Source organism: Pseudomonas saliphila (assembly GCF_008638345.1).
Lineage (GTDB): Bacteria > Pseudomonadota > Gammaproteobacteria > Pseudomonadales > Pseudomonadaceae > Halopseudomonas > Halopseudomonas saliphila.
The window spans coordinates 1-16,416 of sequence record NZ_VTVA01000008.1 but is presented as its reverse complement, the minus strand read 5'-3'; the positions used below and the strand labels follow the sequence as shown (position 1 = coordinate 16,416).

Here is a 16,416-nt window from a genome sequence, read left to right as displayed (position 1 = left end):
TGTATTCCTACCCTGTTGCAGGCATTTTTTAGGGGCGTAGTCACGCCCATGTTCTGTGTGCTGAGCGAGGACTGAGATCAAAAGTATTTGACCAGTTGCACCCATACGCGGCCGTCCGAATCCGGCGCAGCGGTTGCTTTCTCATTACCCAGCTTTTGCGCGTAGGAGGCCTTCACTGAGAAGTTGTTGGTGTCGATCCAGTTGACGCCCACACCGGCCCCGGTAAGGGTGCGGCTGTTATCCGAACCATCCCAGGAATCCTTGTTCACGGTGACCGTACCGCCATCGACAAAGCCAATCAGATGCACCTGGCCAAGCTGTTCGCTACTCAGCTGCGCAAGCAGGTACCGGGCTTCCAGCGTTGCCAGATAGCCTTCATCACCAAAGGCTTCGCCCTGTGGGTAGGCGCGCACGCCGTACATGCCGCCAAGGGACATCTGTTCAGAGCTGTCGAGGTTCTTCGAAGCGATCTGCCCGCTGATCGCGCCATATAGCGAGACGCGGTCAGTAATGTTCTGCAGACGCATGATCTGCATCCCCAGCTTGTCGTAGTGACCATTGGTGCGGGCTGTACGGGCATCGGCAGCACGGGTTTCTGGCGTCTCGATATCAAGCACGCCGGTCGACCAGGTCAGCGAGGCTCCTGTCACGCCGCCACGACCGAAGTTGTCGCGATGGTCGCCACGCAGGCTGGTCATCAGCACATGAATGTTCTTGTCGGTAACCAGAGATGGCGAAACCGCATCGATACGGTCTTCGAAGGTCTTGTAGTCATAGCCAACCTGCGCATAGAGGTTGCTGCGACGTGTGCGAAGCAGTGGATAGCTGGCAAACACGCTAGCAATATCCGCCGTGCCGTTGGCATCCAGAGCACTGAATTGTTTGCCCAGCTCATATTCCATCCGGCTGTAAGCCACGCCAGCGGTCGCCCGGCCAAACTGCATCTGGTAGGCCGCGCGGCCATAGTTCAGGCCGTCGAAGCCGTGAAGCACGCGCAGCGTAGCCACGTCGCCCAGACCTGCCAGGTTGTTGGCGTTCAGCGTTGCGCCCAGACGATACTCGCCGGTGTAATAGTTGCCTGCGTTGTCGGCGTCGATGCTGCCAGTCAACGTTTGCCCTGGGGTGACGTCAACTATCAAGTCGGCGGCGCCGACGGATGCACCGGGAACCAGCGTCGATCTGACGTTCACGCCAGGGGTGTCCGACAGCCGCAGCAGGCGGTTTTCCAACTCTGACGATTCAATTACTTCGCCGCTTTCAAGGCCACTTAGGGAGCTATGCGCCTGTCGGTCCGAAAGATTGCTCTGGTTGCGCAAGCTGATCTCGCCATAGCGGCCTTCCACTACCGCGATAGTTACTGCGCCTTCCTCGATTTTCTGAGCAGGCAGATAGGCCTGGGCAACGAAGTAGCCTTTGTCATGATAGAAAGCAGCAATGCGCGAGGCCATCTGCTGCAACTCACCGAGAGTCAGCTCCCGGCCTGCGGTAAATCCGGTTACGCCGAGCAGTTCAGCTTCGGAGTACAGGGTCTGGCCCGTCAGATGCAATGAGTTGACCTGAATTGTTTCCGAGTCCTCTGCCGGAGCAGCAGGCGCCTGGGTTTGCTCAACCTGAATTTCAGGCGCAGTTTGCTGCAGGGTAGGCGATGGTGGAATTTGTTGTAGCTGGGTACCGCCGTCGGGGAACGATGCGGCGAACACACTGGAGCTCAACGTCAGCAGCGCAAACGAGATACATTTTTTTTGCAAGATAGTCCCTTCAACATGCCCAGACGACTTCAAGCGACCCGGGGAGTAATCCGCACGAGCACGCTTCGCGCTGTAAAACGCGGAAGTTGTAGAGGTATGGAATATTTGAGGAGGTGAAACTGCCCGAATGGGCTTAGCGTTCTTGGCCGGACTTTGCTGTGAGTCCGCAACTTGCGATCTGGTTAAACCAGATACGCCTTGATTGGTATCGTCAATATAACGGCGTGATATTGGGTAGTAGCGTAAGTTTATGCAATTTCGATACCACCTTTGATCGAGCAATGCCGGGCCAGGCTAACGACCCATCTTTACGCAGCGCCATGACATAGGTATCGGCAGCTTGCTTTAAAACTTGAGCGTCCAATGAAGAAATAAGGTACGCAGGAGGCAATCGGGAAATGGGCCGATAAAGCCAGGTGAACAATTCCAGTCCCCGCCCCGCGCCAGAGGGGCAGGGATTTTGAAGGCATATCAGAGCCGTGCCTCAAGGATCAAATTGAAAGGCGTCTCGGCAGCGCGTCTGAAGTGGCTGAATCCTGCTGTGCGAAATACATCGGCGAGCCGTGCTTCACCTGCTTGCGCCCCGAGCACCAGCGTTCCGCCTTCTGATATCGCATGGGCGCAGCAGATGGTGGTGGATGCTGAGTAGTACATTCTGCCCACGGTAGACAGATTGTTCTCAACCCTGTCCTGAGCGAAAGGCTCTACCAGCATGACCGTGCCGCCGGGGGCCAATACCTTGGCGGCATAGCGGGCGGCTGCCACGGGGTCTCCCATATCGTGCAGGCAATCGAAAAAGCAGATCAGACCGTATTGCCTGTCGGGATAGTTATCGGCCCGGGCGACCTCAAAACTGGCGCGCTGCGCAACGCCTGCGTCGGTAGCGTTTTGCCTGGCTTCGGTGATTGAGGGCTCGTGGACGTCGAATCCGAAAAAGCGGGATTGCGGGAACGCCTGTGCCATGAGCACTGTGGAGTGCCCGTGGCCGCAGCCAATATCCGCCACGTTGATGCCAGCATCCAGTTTCTCTACTACACCCTGCAGCGCGGGTAGCCACTCGGGTACTAGGTTGCTGCGATACCCATTGCGGTAAAACGCTGCGACGCCACATTGCAGACGGCTGTCATGATCGCCCCAGGCTACGCCTGCACCGGTACGAAAAGCCTGGAGGGTTTTCTCCTCATCGAACCACATGGATGCAGGTACCTGCCAGGCAGGGGGGATGAACACCGGACTGGTGTCATCTGCCAGCACCATTGCCTGTTCCGGAGACAGTTCGTAGCAGCTGCTGGTCGCGTGGTAGTCCACGTAACCGCCCGCTGCCTGGGCATTCAGCCACTCGCTTAGATAGCGTTCGTTGCAGCCGGTCCGTTGTGCAAGTTCATGGGCGGTAACAGGGCCAGCGCCGGCCATGGCTTTGTAGAGTCCCAGTTTATTGCCTAGGCTGACCATGATTCCGCCGTATGCTGCCGACAGGTCATCAACGGTACGAGTGACAAAGGCCTCAAGTTTGGTTTCATCGATAGTGGTAGCGCTCATGGTTTTGCTTCCTTGACTGTCATTCGAGGAGTTCGAACGTTAGGAGAATGATTGCAGTGGGAGCCGGCTCGAATAAGGGTGTAAATCGCCCGGAACCGGTTGCTTCATGCCAAATCATGACTCATGCGCCATGAGAGATATGCGCCATGACCCAGCCCGATCCCAGCCCGTCCTGCCGCCTGACTTCTTGCGCCACGCCTCGCGCGGTTCACGTCAGCCTGCTGGCTTTTCCGGACGCAGTCGTTTCTACGCTGGCGGGCATCTACGATGTGATGAACTCGGTGGCACTGTTGGGCCTGGCGCCAGAGGGCGCATGCGCGGGCTTCGATATCGATATTGTGGGTGAGGCGGTCGGCCTGGTGGATCTGGCAAGTGGCGTGCCCATCAGTGTGCAACGTGCGATCGACACCGTTGAGGTGACAGATATCGTGATCGTGCCTTCGGTGTTACTGCAGCCGGGCGGCTGGAAGAAGGGCCGCTATCCTGAGCTCGTGAATTGGCTGAAAAAGATGCATGCGCGCGGCGCGATACTGTGCTCGGCCTGTTCCGGAGTGTTTCTGTTAGGCGAGACAGGCGTGTTTGATGGCAAGGATGCCGCCGTGCACTTCGACTACGCGCAAGCGCTGCAGGCTGCATACCCCACGATCACGGTTCATCCGGAGAGAGTGCTGGTGATTTCCGGCGTGCGCGAGGAGCTGCTTAGCTCTGGCGCTTCGATGAGCTGGCACGATCTGGTGCTTTACCTGATCGCTCGTTATACCGGAGTCACCGCAGCCCATCAGATCGCAAGGCAGTTCGCGCTGCAGTGGCACCAGGACGGCCTGACGCCCTATATGGTGTTTGAGGGCAGGACGGATCATGGCGATGCCGAGATTCAGTCAGCGCAGCAGTGGTTGAGCGCACATTTTGCAGTGGCGCACCCGGTGGAGGAAGTGATCAGGCACTCCCGGTTGGCCGAACGTACCTTCAAGCGTCGCTTTCTCAAAGCCACCGGACTGACACCGATGGTGTATGTCCAGCGCCTGCGCATTGAGGATGCCAAGCGCCGGCTGGAACGCACCGATGCGTCTATCGAGGAGATCAGCTGGCGGGTCGGCTATGAAGATGGCGCTTTTTTCCGGCGTCTATTCAAACGCATCACCGGCCTCGCTCCAGGCGCTTATCGCAAGCGCTTCCGTATGCCGGACTTTGCGATGCCTGTTTCCAAGGCTCCGCAAGAGAGCTGAGGCGCATTGGAGGAGCGAATTGGGGGCAGATGAGATTGACGACAAGGTCACGATTGCGGTGGTTGTCGCGACAGGGCGCGGATCTCACTTCGCAGGGCGCTTATCTCATCCCGAAGCGCGGTAAGTTGTTTGGCCCCAGCCACTTCGGCGTCGTTACTCTCAGCGTCGCGACCGACAAAGAAGGTAGCGAGCGTCGCTGTCACATAGCCAAAAATCCCAAAGGCATACAGCGCCAGAAAACCGCAGAGTACACGCCCCTCAACTGTTTGCGGCCAGTACTCCGAGCCCAACGTTGCCATGATCATGGCAGTCCACCACAGCGCCTCGCCGTAACTGTCGAGGCCGCCGGTTACCTGGTTCTCAAATGCGTACATTCCGGCTGCGCCAGCGAAGGTGACCAGCACCGTCAGGGCGATCACATATCCGAAACCTCGTCGGCTCAGGCTCGCACCCAGCGCCTTCATTCCACGGTTCAGCGAACTTACCACCCGCACCAGTCGCAACCCGCGCCCCGCTCTGGCCACGCGGAGCAACCGAAATAAGCGGACAATGCGGAAGATCCTCAGCGCGGGGAGGAGCAGGGCAATGGCGGTCAGCCAGTTACGCTTCAGGTAACTGATCTTGTTTGGGGCCAGGATTAACTTCACGGCAAAGTCGATGATGAAGACGACCCAGATAGCGGTGCCCAAATAGTAAAACAGCGGGCTCTCCCCCCGCACCAGCTCCACTATCAGTAGCACCAGCCATGCGAATGCCAGAACCAGCATCGGCGTTTCCAGCCAGCCCTCAAGACGCTGAAGCAGCTCGTATCGCTCCCGTTTCAGGTCCTCTGCTTCCGCGGAGTTTGCATCAGGGTTTTCGTTCTTGCCTTCCTTGCTCATCGGATGTTCTCGCGCTGTTGGGCGGGTACTCCTCACTGGACTACACCACTCTGGAAAAATTCGGGTATGAAAAAGCGCGATACCGGCTGCTGTACCTCTGAGCAAGGGGGAGGGTTACGAAATAAAGCCGATACCGGCTAAGAGTCTGAGTGGCGAGCTGCGCTGCGCAAGGACAAGCGGCATTGCCGCCCGTCCTTGCGCAACGTTCAGTCAGTGGCTATTCATCCACTGCGAAGGCATCCACCGGCTTGTCGAAGGAGATAAACAGCACACAATCTTCCTGCGATTGGCAGGTTGCTGTGTGGGGGAGCTCGGGTGGACCATAGGCATAGATGCCCTGCTCCATTACCACCGATTCCTGATTATCGTAATCCACCCTCATTTTACCGGACAGCAACACCATGCGTTCTGCGGAGGTGTGCCAGTGATGCGGTGCAGTGGTGTCGCTACGCAGGCGGAAGAGAACATCGGTATTGTCCTTCTTGGGGTCGCCTTGCAGTACGGCCAGGCCACAGGAGTCCGGCATAAAGGTGGGACAGGGGCCCCACTCGATGTTGTCACTTGCATAGTTCCGGATGAATGCTTGCTCATCGTCGGCAATCGCCCCGCTGGCCACCAGGAACAGCGCACTAATGATGCCTATTCGCACCGAGAGGCAGGTCATTGCAGTTTCGGTCATTCGCCGTGATGTCATGATTATTCCTCCTCTTTGTTAGTCGACACCGGTGGCGGTCAAATAATTTCGGACAAGGCGATAAAGTTATTGGGAACAGGGCCATCAAGGCCTTGCTCCGTATTAACGAAAGTCATCCGTCAGGTCGCCGTCGCGCAATACCTTCATCTCGTTTTCTTCGTAACTGAAGCCCTTTGCCAGGCGCGTTTTCAGGGTCAGGTCCGTGCGTGAGTCGGCGTGCTTGAGCGCTTCGTCCAGGCTGATTGCGCCGCTTTGTACCAGCTGATACAGGTGCTGGTCGAAGGTCTGCAGTCCCTGTTCGGGACTGCGGCTCATGGCGGCTCTGATTTCCTCTAGCTCGTCACGGGCAATCAGGTCCACGATATAGGGCGTGCGCAGCAGTACCTCCACGGCAGCCACCCGCTTTTTCTGAATCCCCGGTACCAGGCGCTGCCCGATAACTGCCGCCAGGTTCATGGACAGGTCGCCCAACACCTGCTTGCGCGCCTCCTTGGGAAACATGTTGGCGATCCGTTCCACCGCCTGAAAGCTGTTGGTGGCATGCAGTGTGGCCAGCACCAGATGGCCGGTGTCGCTGTAGTGCAAGGCGTGCTGCATGGTTTCCAGGTCGCGGATTTCACCGATCATGATCACATCCGGGGATTCGCGCAGTACGTTGCGCAGGGCTTCGGAAAAACTCAGGGTATCGAGGCCCACTTCGCGCTGGTCGATGATTGCCTGCTGGTGGCGATGCAGAAATTCGATGGGATCTTCGATGCAGACGATGTGGCCAGGGCGGTTGGCTGCACGGTAGTCGAGCATCGACGCCAGGGTGGTGGACTTGCCCGAGCCGGCCGCGCCGATCACCAGGATCAGACCGCGATCAAGCATGACCAGCTTCTCCAGCTGGGCCGGTAACCCCAGGTCGGCGATGCGCGGAATGGTATGGCTGATATGCCGCACCACCATCGCCACTTCGCCGCGCTGATAATAGACGTTGACGCGAAACCGACCGGCATTCGGGACACCCACAGCGAGGTTCATTTCCAGCGTGCGTTCGAATTCGGCGGTCTGTTTCTGGCTCATCAACTGGTAGGCCAGCAGCTTGACCGAGCCGGCTTCCAGCGGATGTTCTTCCAGGCGGTGATAGTTGCCCTCCTGCTTGAGAGTGACCGGGGCGCCAACGCTGAAGAACATGTCCGAGCCGTTGCGCTCGGAGAGGGCGTGAAGATAGTGAAAGACATCCATAGCGATAAAATATCCCGACCAGATTGGCGAACAGCATAGCTCAGCTCGTTAGTCTGGAGTGTATGACTCGTTTCGAGACAGGGTCAGGCAGGGAAGAGGAGTTGGTGAATTTCTGGTGAGAATGTATAGAAGCAGGAAACATCGAGCTGAAGGGGAAGTGGGCAGAATGGCTGAGTAAATCAACCATTCTGCCCGTGCGGGTTCAGATCAGCTCAATCGCCACCGCAGTCGCTTCGCCGCCACCGATGCACAGCGAGGCAACGCCGCGCTTGCCGCCGGTTTTTTGCAGAGCGTTGATCAGGGTGACGATCAGCCGCGAGCCGGTGGAGCCAACCGGGTGGCCCTGGGCGCAGGCGCCGCCGTAGATATTGACCTTGGCGTGATCAAGATCGTGCTCACGCATCGCCAGCATGGTGACCATGGCGAAGGCTTCGTTGATCTCGAACAGGTCAACGTCATCCTTGGTCCAGCCGGTCTTGTTGAACAAGTTGCTCATGGCGCCAATCGGGGCCAGGGTGAACTCGCTCGGATCCTGGCTCTGGGTCGCATGGCCGACGACGCGGGCCAGCGGCTTCAGACCACGACGTTCGGCTTCGGCGGCGGTCATCATGACCAGCGCGCTGGCGCCATCGGAGATGGAGCTGGCGTTGGCGGCAGTAACGGTACCGTCCTTGCTGAACGCGGGGCGCAGGCTCGGAATCTTCTCGATATTGGCGTTGTGCGGCTGCTCGTCGTCCTTGACGACCACATCACCCTTGCGGGTCTTGACGGTTACCGGGACGATTTCACTGTCCAGCGAGCCATTATCAATGGCCGCCTTGGCGCGTCTCAGCGATTCAATCGCATACGCGTCCATATCTTCACGGGTCAGGCCGTTGCTGTCAGCGGTTTCCTGAGCGAAGGAGCCCATCAGTCGACCGGTGCGAGCGTCTTCCAGGCCATCGAGGAACATGTGGTCCTTGATTTCGCCATGGCCCATGCGCAGACCGCTGCGGGCCTTTTCGATGATGTAAGGTGCGTTGGACATGCTCTCCATGCCGCCTACGACCATGACCTCGTTGGTGCCGGCCTTGAGCGCGTCATGCGCGAGCATCACGGCCTTCATACCGGAGCCGCAGAGCTTGTTGATCGTGGTGCAGCCGGTGGAGGCGGGCAGGCCGGCATTCAGACTTGCCTGGCGGGCCGGGCCCTGTTTAAGGCCGGCGGGCAGGACGCAACCCATGATGACTTCATGCACATCGGCAGCCTGGATGCCTGCTCGCGAGACGGCTTCGCGGATGGCGAGCGCACCGAGTTCAACGGCCGGGACGCTGGACAAACTGCCCTGAAAACCGCCCATGGGTGTACGGACGCCACTGACAATAACAATGCTGTTATCAGACATGCTCTACTCCTGGTATGTGACTGAGTCGGTTATTCAGCCGGATTAAGGGCGCAGATTATACCCGGTTTTCGCAGGTTCATACTTTGGAACGATAGGTAAGCCGCGCCGCCGTTGGCTATAGTCCGATCACTGGTAAGCTACGGCATTGCCGAAAACCAACAATTCCAAAAGAAAAAGCAGGTCACTCCCATGTTGAATACGCGCATTCTCAAGCCAACCGATAACGCCCATTCCACGCCTCTGCTGATCAAGAATCTGCTGCTGTCTGGCCGCCGCTATGAGCGTAGCCAGGAAATTGTCTATCGGGATATTAGTCGGTACGACTACGTGACCTTCAACGAGCGCATCTGCCGCCTGGCCAATGCCTTGACCGCTGCCGGCGTCAGGCCGGGCGATACAGTGGCGATGATGGATTGGGACAGTCACCGTTATCTGGAATGCATGTTCGCCGTACCGATGATTGGTGCGGTACTGCACACCGTCAATATCCGTCTTTCACCCGAGCAGATTCTCTACACCATGAACCATGCCGAAGACATCTTCGTGCTGGTGAACAGTGAGTTTCTGCCGATCTATCAGGGCATCGAAAGCGGGCTTACCACGGTACAGAAGACCATCCTGGTGACCGAAGGCGACGTCAAGACGGCCGAATTGAAGGGCCTGGTCGGTGAGTATGAGGAACTGCTGGCCGCCCAGGAGCCGAGTTATGAATTCGCCGATTTCGATGAGAACTCGGTCGCGACCACCTTTTACACCACCGGTACCACGGGCAACCCCAAGGGCGTGTACTTCACGCACCGTCAGCTTGTGCTACACACTCTGACCCAGGCCGGCACCATGGGCGGGCTGGACAGTGTACGGCTGTTTGGCAACCGCGATGTGTACATGCCGATTACCCCCATGTTCCACGTACACGCCTGGGGCCTTCCCTATACCGCGACCATGCTTGGCGTGAAGCAGGTCTATCCGGGCCGCTACGAGCCGGACATGCTGTGTCAGTTGATCACAAACGAGAAAGTCACCTTTTCCCATTGCGTGCCGACCATTCTGCAGATGGTGCTGAACGCCGAGTCGGCAAAGGGCATGCGCTTTGACGGCATGAAGGTCATCATCGGCGGCAGTGCGTTGAACCATGGTCTGTATAAGGCGGCCACCGCAACTGGCATGACCTTGTCGGCAGCCTACGGCATGTCGGAAACCTGTCCGTTGATCTCCGCCGGCTATATCAATCTCGAGCTGGAAGCCGGCACCCAGGAAGAGCAGGAAACCTTCCGTTGCAAGGCGGGCGTGCCGGTGCCGCTGGTGGATGCGCGGCTTATGGATGAACAGGGCAACTTCCTGCCGGCCGATGGCAAGACGCAAGGCGAACTGGTCCTGCGCGCGCCCTGGCTGACCCAGGGTTACTTCCGTGAGCCGGAGAAGAGCGCCGAGCTATGGCAGCACGGTTGGATGCATACCGGTGACGTGGCGACCATCGACGAGATGGGCTTTATTGATATCCGTGATCGCATAAAGGATGTGATCAAGACCGGTGGCGAGTGGATCTCCTCCCTCGAGCTCGAAGACCTGATCAGTCTGAGTCCTGCCGTGAAGGAAGTCGCCGTGGTTGGGGTGCCTGATCCGCAATGGGACGAGCGGCCCTTTGCGCTCATCGTTCCCACGGACGGCCATGAAATGAACGCCCGGGTGTTGCGCGATCACCTGAAGAGTTTTGTTGATGAAGGGCGCATCAATAAGTGGGCAGTACCCTCACAGATCGCGACTGTTACTGAAATACCCAAAACCAGCGTTGGTAAGCTCGACAAAAAACGGATTCGCGTCGAGATCGGGCAGTGGCAGGAGAGTCAGGCACCGTTCCTATCCACTATTTGATGGCTTCGGGCGGGCGGCGCGCCTGGCGCCGTCTCGCCCGGACCGGTTCTGCGTCGTATTCAACCGCCAGCCGGTCTGGCGTCTAGTGCGTTGAGACAGATTCTGTATTTGTACTAGAATCACACTTTGGATGGATCCCAGATGCCTGCGGCTTGGCTATAGTGCGCCGCCTGTATCCGTTTCGTGCTGCGCGCTAGTTGCGTGCGGTGGTGCCATCGTCAACACGTCAGACAGTCCTGACCCGCTAGCAGAGAATTCAAGAATGAAACCTACGCTTTTCAAAACCGCCGTTCTGGCTGTTGCCATTGCGACGGGCAGTGCCCACGCCGCCACCGAGCAACAAGTCGCCGAACTGGGCAAGAGTCTGACCCCGATCGGGGCAGAGAAGGCCGGTAATGCGGCCGGCACCATTCCGGAATGGGATAGTGGTCTGGCAACCGATGCAGGTGAGCTCAAGGACGGTTTTCTGACCAACCCTTACGCCGGCGAGCAGCCGCAGTTCGTGATTACCGCAGACAACTACGAACAGTATGCCGAGCAGTTGGCACCTGGCCAGATCGCCATGTTCAAGCGCTATCCGGAAAGCTACCGCATGCCGGTTTACGAGACCAAGCGTAGCGTCAGTATGCCGGACGAGATCTATGAGGCCGCCAAGCACAACGCCGCCCAGTCCGAATTGGTCAAGGACGGCAATGCGGTCACCGGCTACAAACTGGCGCATGCTTTCCCGATTCCGTCCAATGGCCTGGAAGTCATCTGGAACCACATCACCCGCCTACGCGGTAGTTCCTTTGAGCGTGTGGTTACCCAGGCGACCCCCCAGGTCAACGGTGATTTTGGTATCGTCCGCTTTGTTGAGCAATACGCTCTGCCAGAAGCGTTGAGCGATTATGACGCCGAGAGCATGGGCAACATCCTTTATTACTTCAAACAGCAAGTCACCGATCCGAGCCGTTTGGCCGGTAACGTATTGTTGGTGCACGAGACCGTCGATCAGGTCGAGACCCCGCGTATGGCGTGGATCTACAACGCTGGCCAGCGCCGTGTGCGTCGTGCTCCGCAGGTGTCCTATGACGGTCCAGGTACGGCTGCCGACGGTATGCGCACCTCGGACAATCTGGATATGTTCAACGGCGCCCCTGATCGTTATAACTGGGAATTGGTCGGCAAGCGCGAGCTGTTCATTCCCTACAACAGCTACAACCTGGGCTCCCCCGAGCACGAGTACAGCGACATCATCCAGGCCGGCCACATCAATCAGGATCTGACCCGCTACGAGTTGCATCGGGTGTGGGAAGTGGTTGCGACGGTGAAGTCCGATCAACGCCATATCTATGCCAAGCGCCACTTCTTCATCGACGAGGATTCCTGGCAGGCTGCGCATATCGACCACTACGACTCCCGCGATACCCTGTGGCGTGTAGCGGAAGCCCATGCCCTGCATCGCTACAAGGATCAGGTACCTGGCTACGCTCTTGAGTCGCTGTATGACCTGGTAGCCGGTCGCTATCTGGTAATGGGCATGAACAACGAAGAGAGCCAGGATTACGATTACAGCTATCGTGCCAGCTCACGGGAGTTCACCCCGACAGCGCTGCGCCAGTCCGGCGTACGCTGATCTGCTCTGACCTGGCGGCCCCCTGAGGCCGCCAGGTTTTCTTTTGCGCCGGTTCCCGGTAGCGCTACAAACCGCATGACCCAAAGCCCGTGCAACCGATACACTCGTTGCCATGGTTTCAACGATTCCCCTGCATCCCGGCAAGATCTATCGGCCCCCGTTACCGGCCGACCATCTGCCCCGCCCAGAGCTTATTGCGCTACTTGATCAGGCCGCTTCTCGCCGGCTGGTGATGATTTGTGCGCCTGCCGGATTCGGCAAGAGCACGGTGGCGATCGAGTACTCTGAGCACCTGTCGGCGTCACGCCGTTCTGTCTGGATTTCCCTTGATCATCATGACGCTCGACCAGGACAACTGCTGCGCAGTCTGATCGCGGGCCTGCGTACCCTCTATCCTGAACTGGGCGAGTCGGAGCTGGCATTGCTGCAGCAGAGCCACAGCGAGCAACCACTGGCACTGGAGCAACTGACCCTGTCGGTGCTGGACAGTCTCAATCAACGTCATCTGCCTGAGCAATCGGTCGTGCTGGTGCTGGACGATTACCACCTGGCCCAGAACCCGCAGTGTGATCGGCTCTGTGCCTTGCTGCTGGAGCGCTTGCCGAGTTCGTTTCAGTTGCTGCTGACCAGTCGGCAACGGCCCGGTTGGCACCTGGCAAGATTACGGGTTGCCGGCCAGCTGCTCGAGATAGGCGAGGTGCAGCTGCGCCTGAGCGCCGAGGCCTCGACTGCTTTTCTGAGCCGTGCCGGCATGGCCACCGACGATCTCGAATGGTCGCGGCAGATGGTCGAGCGAAACGAGGGCTGGATCGCCGGCCTGCGTCTGGCGACGGTCGCGGCGGAACAGGCGATTACTGCCGGCTATGCGCGCAATCTTCCGGTGACGCCCGGGCCGCTGATTGGCGAATACCTGCTTGAAGAAGTCCTTCAGGCGCTACCCGAACAGGTGCGTCAGTTCCTGTTTGCCATCGCCTGGCTGGATTGTTTTGCGGCGCCGCTATGTGATCGGGTTCGTGACCGCGACGACAGTCGGGAGATCATCGACTTCTTGTTGCAGCACAAGGTATTTCTGGTGCCATTGGATCACCTGGGTGACTGGTACCGATTCCATCATCTGTTTTCTGATTTCCTGCTGGAGCAGGTCGCCAGAACCAGTCCACAGCAACGCCAGGTGGTGCATGCGCGTGCGTGCGACTGGTTCAAGGAGGAGGGTCGGATCAGTGAGGCCGTCGAGCATGCATTGGCAGCTGAGCTACCGGAGCAGGCCGCCGGTCTGGTTCAGTCACTGCCCCTCGAGCAACTGCTGGCCGCTCAACCAGTGGCCAAGCTCCTGCGTTGGAAAGCCGAGCTCCCGGCGGTGCTGCAGGGCAGTTCGGCGCAGCTGGTACTGGTGCACGCATGGACTCTGGCGCTCGCCTGCCAGCTGGAGGACGCCGAGGACATGCTGAGCCGGCTGCAGCGTTTTATGCCTCAGCCAAGCGCCATCAGGCAGTCCACGCTGATCGGGCAGGCGCTGGTTTTGCGCAGCTTTCTGGCCCGAGCGGCGGGGCGGCTGAATGAGGCGATCGATCTGGCCACTCAGGGCCTGGCCTGTCTTGCTGCGAAGGAGGCTGGCAGCCGACTTATGGCCATGCTGACCCTGGCCGAAAGCGAATTGAGCCGGCAGCAATTGGAGGCTGCGCGGGGCTGGGCCCAGAGCGCAATTGAGTTAGCCCAACGAATCGGCGATCCGCTGTTCGAGGCGCAGGTAGCGTTGTTGCGTGCCCGCCTGTTGCAGGCGCGTGGCAAAGTCGAGCGCGCGCGGCAATTGGTAGCGGCGCAGCGCGCTGACCTTGAAAAACAGCCGATGCTGTCAGCGGGGTCGCCCATCCACGCGCGGTTGGTGCTCTACGAAGCGTATTTGCTCAGCCTGCAGGGCCAGCGCGTTGCGGCCGACACATTGCTGCGCCAGGGTATTGATGAGGCGCGACGTCATCGGGATGTTCACGTTCTAATCGGATTCTGTCAGCAGGCCGTGCATCAGGCCCAGCTCGATGGGGCGGTGACGGCGGCGTTCGGGACGTTGGCCGAGGCCGAGCGGCTGATGTACCAGTGGGACATTCCGCCGGTGTATTACCTGGGCTGGATTACGGCGATAAAAAGCGATCTGTGGATCAGCTCGGGGCGATACGAACTGGCTGAACAGTGGCTGCCGCGTTTGTATCAGACCTATTGCGCGGACGTCCCGGCTGCTCCGCCGCCGATTTATCATGCATTGCCTGTAGTGATCGGCCTGGTGCATGCGCGCCTGCTGTGGGTACAGCAGCAACGCGCGCCCTGCGAATCACAACTGCACAGCTTATTGGTTACTCGCCAGGGGTCCGGCGAGCGCTTGCAGGAGCTGAGCATTCTGGTCTATCTGGTCTGGGTGCAGTTCGAGGGTGGCCGCACCGCTGAAGCCGAGCACACCCTGCGCCAGGCACTTGTGCTTGCCGAGGACGACCAGCTTATCGGTCCCTTTTTCCCATTGGTGCGGGGCGCTCCGGCGGGGTTGAGCGACGCATTGAGTCGAGCACCCGCGTCTACCTTGCGCGACGAGTTGCTTGCCTTGCTGCCGGCCAACAATATCACTGCTGATGCATCGAGCCCGGCCAGGATTCAAGAGGCGCTCAGCGTCCGTGAGCTGGAAGTGCTTCGCTGCATAGCGCTGGGGTATTCCAACCAGCAAATCAGTGAAGCCCTGTTCATTTCTCTGCACACAGTCAAAAGCCATGCGCGACGTATCAACAGCAAGCTCGGCGTGGCGCGGCGGACCCAGGCGGTCGCGCAGGCCAAAACGATGGGGCTGTTGGCGTAGAGGTTGAGAGCAGGGCGGACAGTCTGTTGATCTCACTGTCTGATTAAAAAGGCATTTGATGTATCCTTTTTATTCCATTTGCCATCGCGGAGCCGCGAGCCATGCCAAGCCTGAATCGCCAGATCATCATTGCTGCCTGCCTCGGGTTGCTCATTGGCTGGCTGCTCAGCGGCGTGCCGGTGGAGGCAGAGCTCAGGCAAGGGGTGATCTATGCGAGCACCTTGGCCGGCAGCATCTTTGTCGGCTTGCTGAAGATGGTGCTGGTGCCGCTGATTTTCACCTCGATTGTGGTGGGGGTCGCCAGTCTGCGGGCACATCATCAGGTGCACCGCGTCTGGGTCACCACTCTGGTCTATTTTGTGTCGACGCTGGCGCTGGCGATGCTGGTGGCATTGGTCGCGGCGAATATATTCAAGCCGGGCGCCGGGTTATCACTATCGCTGTTTACCGAGGCGATGGAGACGTTCGAGGCGCGACAGCTGACCATCGCCGAATTCTTTCTGCATTTCTTCAGCAACCTGTTCCAGAATCCGTTTACCGCCTTCGCCAACGGCAGCATTCTCGCGGTGGTGGTGTTTGCGCTGTTTCTGGGTATTGCGCTGGTGTCCGGTGGCGAGCGCTACGCGAACATCCTGCAGGTAATGGAAGAGTTTCTCGATCTGATGCTGCGTATCGTCGGCTGGATCATGCGCCTGGCGCCGATCGGCATCATGGCACTGCTGATCCGCCTGGTGGCCGAGCAGGATGCCTCGTTGCTGGTCACCATGCTCGGCTTCATCGTACTGGTGTTTGCGACGACGATTTTTCACGGCGCAGTGGTCCTGCCGACGATTCTCTATGCCGTCGCACGCAAATCGCCCCTGTGGCTGTGGCGCGGTGCCCGTGAAGCGCTGATCACGGCATTCGCCACCAGCTCCAGCGCCGCTGCGCTGCCTATCTCGATGCGCTGCGCCGAACAAAACCTGGGCGTACGGCAAAGCGTCGCTGGCTTCGTGCTGCCACTGGGCGCGACGATGAACATGGACGGCACTGCCCTCTATGAGGCTGCTGCCGCGCTGTTCGTGGCCAATCTGGTGGGCATCGAACTTAGCTTCGCGCAACAGATGGTGGTGTTCTTCACCGCCATGATCGCCTCCACCGGCGCCCCGGGTATTCCCAGCGCAGGGATGGTGACGATGGTTATGGTGCTGCAGGCAGTCGGCTTGCCCGCCGAAGCGATCGCCATCCTGCTGCCGATTGATCGTCTGCTGGATACTGTGCGCACCGCTGTGAACGTCGAGGGCGATATTGTGGGGAGTGTGGTCGTGCAGGCAGTGACGGATCGGGCTGAAGTTCGAGTTAGTGGTTGAGTTTTAAAAGGAAAAGGCTGAATCCCCCCTAACCCGAATGGC

11 protein-coding genes are annotated in these 16,416 nt (G+C 58.9%); 5 read left to right on the top strand and 6 right to left on the bottom strand.

Annotation, left to right across the window (positions count from 1 at the left end; genetic code table 11):
• Window positions 1-77 precede the first annotated feature (77 nt).
• Window positions 78-1,748, bottom strand: a complete 1,671-nt coding sequence (locus FHK95_RS10360) for a ShlB/FhaC/HecB family hemolysin secretion/activation protein (protein WP_150304547.1) — start codon at window positions 1,746-1,748, stop codon at window positions 78-80.
• A gap of 471 nt (window positions 1,749-2,219) precedes the next feature.
• Entirely contained in the window at window positions 2,220-3,272 is a 1,053-nt protein-coding gene (locus FHK95_RS10355; RefSeq protein ID WP_206668566.1) for a class I SAM-dependent methyltransferase, read from the bottom strand.
• Window positions 3,273-3,433: 161 nt separating this feature from the next.
• On the opposite strand from FHK95_RS10355, the gene FHK95_RS10350 reads away from it, so the two are divergent.
• On the top strand, window positions 3,434-4,513 hold the full coding sequence (locus FHK95_RS10350; RefSeq protein ID WP_150304545.1) for a GlxA family transcriptional regulator: 1,080 nt from the start codon (window positions 3,434-3,436) through the stop codon (window positions 4,511-4,513).
• 47 nt (window positions 4,514-4,560) lie between these two features.
• Here FHK95_RS10350 and FHK95_RS10345 read toward each other — a convergent pair whose 3' ends face one another.
• The 4 genes from FHK95_RS10345 to FHK95_RS10330 form a co-directional block, all read right to left on the bottom strand.
• Window positions 4,561-5,394, bottom strand: a complete 834-nt coding sequence (locus tag FHK95_RS10345) for an ion transporter (protein ID WP_150304544.1) — start codon at window positions 5,392-5,394, stop codon at window positions 4,561-4,563.
• 217 nt (window positions 5,395-5,611) lie between these two features.
• Window positions 5,612-6,088: a cupin domain-containing protein gene (locus FHK95_RS10340; protein ID WP_150304543.1), complete on the bottom strand. Its 477-nt coding sequence runs from the start codon at window positions 6,086-6,088 to the stop codon at window positions 5,612-5,614.
• Window positions 6,089-6,190: 102 nt separating this feature from the next.
• Window positions 6,191-7,315: a PilT/PilU family type 4a pilus ATPase gene (locus tag FHK95_RS10335; RefSeq protein ID WP_150304542.1), complete on the bottom strand. Its 1,125-nt coding sequence runs from the start codon at window positions 7,313-7,315 to the stop codon at window positions 6,191-6,193.
• Between the two features lie 202 nt (window positions 7,316-7,517).
• Complete coding sequence (locus FHK95_RS10330; protein WP_150304541.1) at window positions 7,518-8,699, bottom strand: acetyl-CoA C-acyltransferase; 1,182 nt, start codon at window positions 8,697-8,699, stop codon at window positions 7,518-7,520.
• A 189-nt stretch (window positions 8,700-8,888) separates the two neighbouring features.
• On the opposite strand from FHK95_RS10330, the gene FHK95_RS10325 reads away from it, so the two are divergent.
• The 4 genes from FHK95_RS10325 to FHK95_RS10310 all read left to right on the top strand — a co-directional run bounded on the left by FHK95_RS10325 (window position 8,889) and on the right by FHK95_RS10310 (window position 16,374).
• A complete protein-coding gene (locus FHK95_RS10325) occupies window positions 8,889-10,571 on the top strand; it encodes a fatty acid--CoA ligase (RefSeq protein WP_150304540.1) in 1,683 nt (560 codons plus the stop codon).
• A 262-nt stretch (window positions 10,572-10,833) separates the two neighbouring features.
• Window positions 10,834-12,189 carry a DUF1329 domain-containing protein gene (locus tag FHK95_RS10320; protein WP_150304539.1) on the top strand — a complete coding sequence of 452 codons (1,356 nt, stop codon included), beginning with the start codon at window positions 10,834-10,836 and terminating at the stop codon, window positions 12,187-12,189.
• A gap of 112 nt (window positions 12,190-12,301) precedes the next feature.
• Window positions 12,302-15,025, top strand: a complete 2,724-nt coding sequence (locus FHK95_RS10315; protein WP_150304538.1) for a LuxR C-terminal-related transcriptional regulator — start codon at window positions 12,302-12,304, stop codon at window positions 15,023-15,025.
• A 101-nt stretch (window positions 15,026-15,126) separates the two neighbouring features.
• Window positions 15,127-16,374, top strand: coding sequence for a dicarboxylate/amino acid:cation symporter (locus tag FHK95_RS10310; RefSeq protein WP_150304537.1), 1,248 nt, complete (start codon window positions 15,127-15,129; stop codon window positions 16,372-16,374).
• Window positions 16,375-16,416: the final 42 nt, after the last annotated feature.

What these genes read in the sequence shown, in the direction of transcription:
- FHK95_RS10345 (WP_150304544.1), bottom strand. Translation starts at nt 5,394, where the DNA reads ATGAGCAAGGAAGGCAAGAACGAAAACCCTGATGCAAACTCCGCGGAA.
- FHK95_RS10340 (WP_150304543.1), bottom strand. Translation starts at nt 6,088, where the DNA reads ATGACATCACGGCGAATGACCGAAACTGCAATGACCTGCCTCTCGGTG.
- FHK95_RS10335 (WP_150304542.1), bottom strand. Translation starts at nt 7,315, where the DNA reads ATGGATGTCTTTCACTATCTTCACGCCCTCTCCGAGCGCAACGGCTCG.
- FHK95_RS10330 (WP_150304541.1), bottom strand. Translation starts at nt 8,699, where the DNA reads ATGTCTGATAACAGCATTGTTATTGTCAGTGGCGTCCGTACACCCATG.
- FHK95_RS10325 (WP_150304540.1), top strand. Translation starts at nt 8,889, where the DNA reads ATGTTGAATACGCGCATTCTCAAGCCAACCGATAACGCCCATTCCACG.
- FHK95_RS10310 (WP_150304537.1), top strand. Translation starts at nt 15,127, where the DNA reads ATGCCAAGCCTGAATCGCCAGATCATCATTGCTGCCTGCCTCGGGTTG.
- FHK95_RS10315 (WP_150304538.1), top strand. Translation starts at nt 12,302, where the DNA reads ATGGTTTCAACGATTCCCCTGCATCCCGGCAAGATCTATCGGCCCCCG.
- FHK95_RS10320 (WP_150304539.1), top strand. Translation starts at nt 10,834, where the DNA reads ATGAAACCTACGCTTTTCAAAACCGCCGTTCTGGCTGTTGCCATTGCG.
- FHK95_RS10350 (WP_150304545.1), top strand. Translation starts at nt 3,434, where the DNA reads ATGACCCAGCCCGATCCCAGCCCGTCCTGCCGCCTGACTTCTTGCGCC.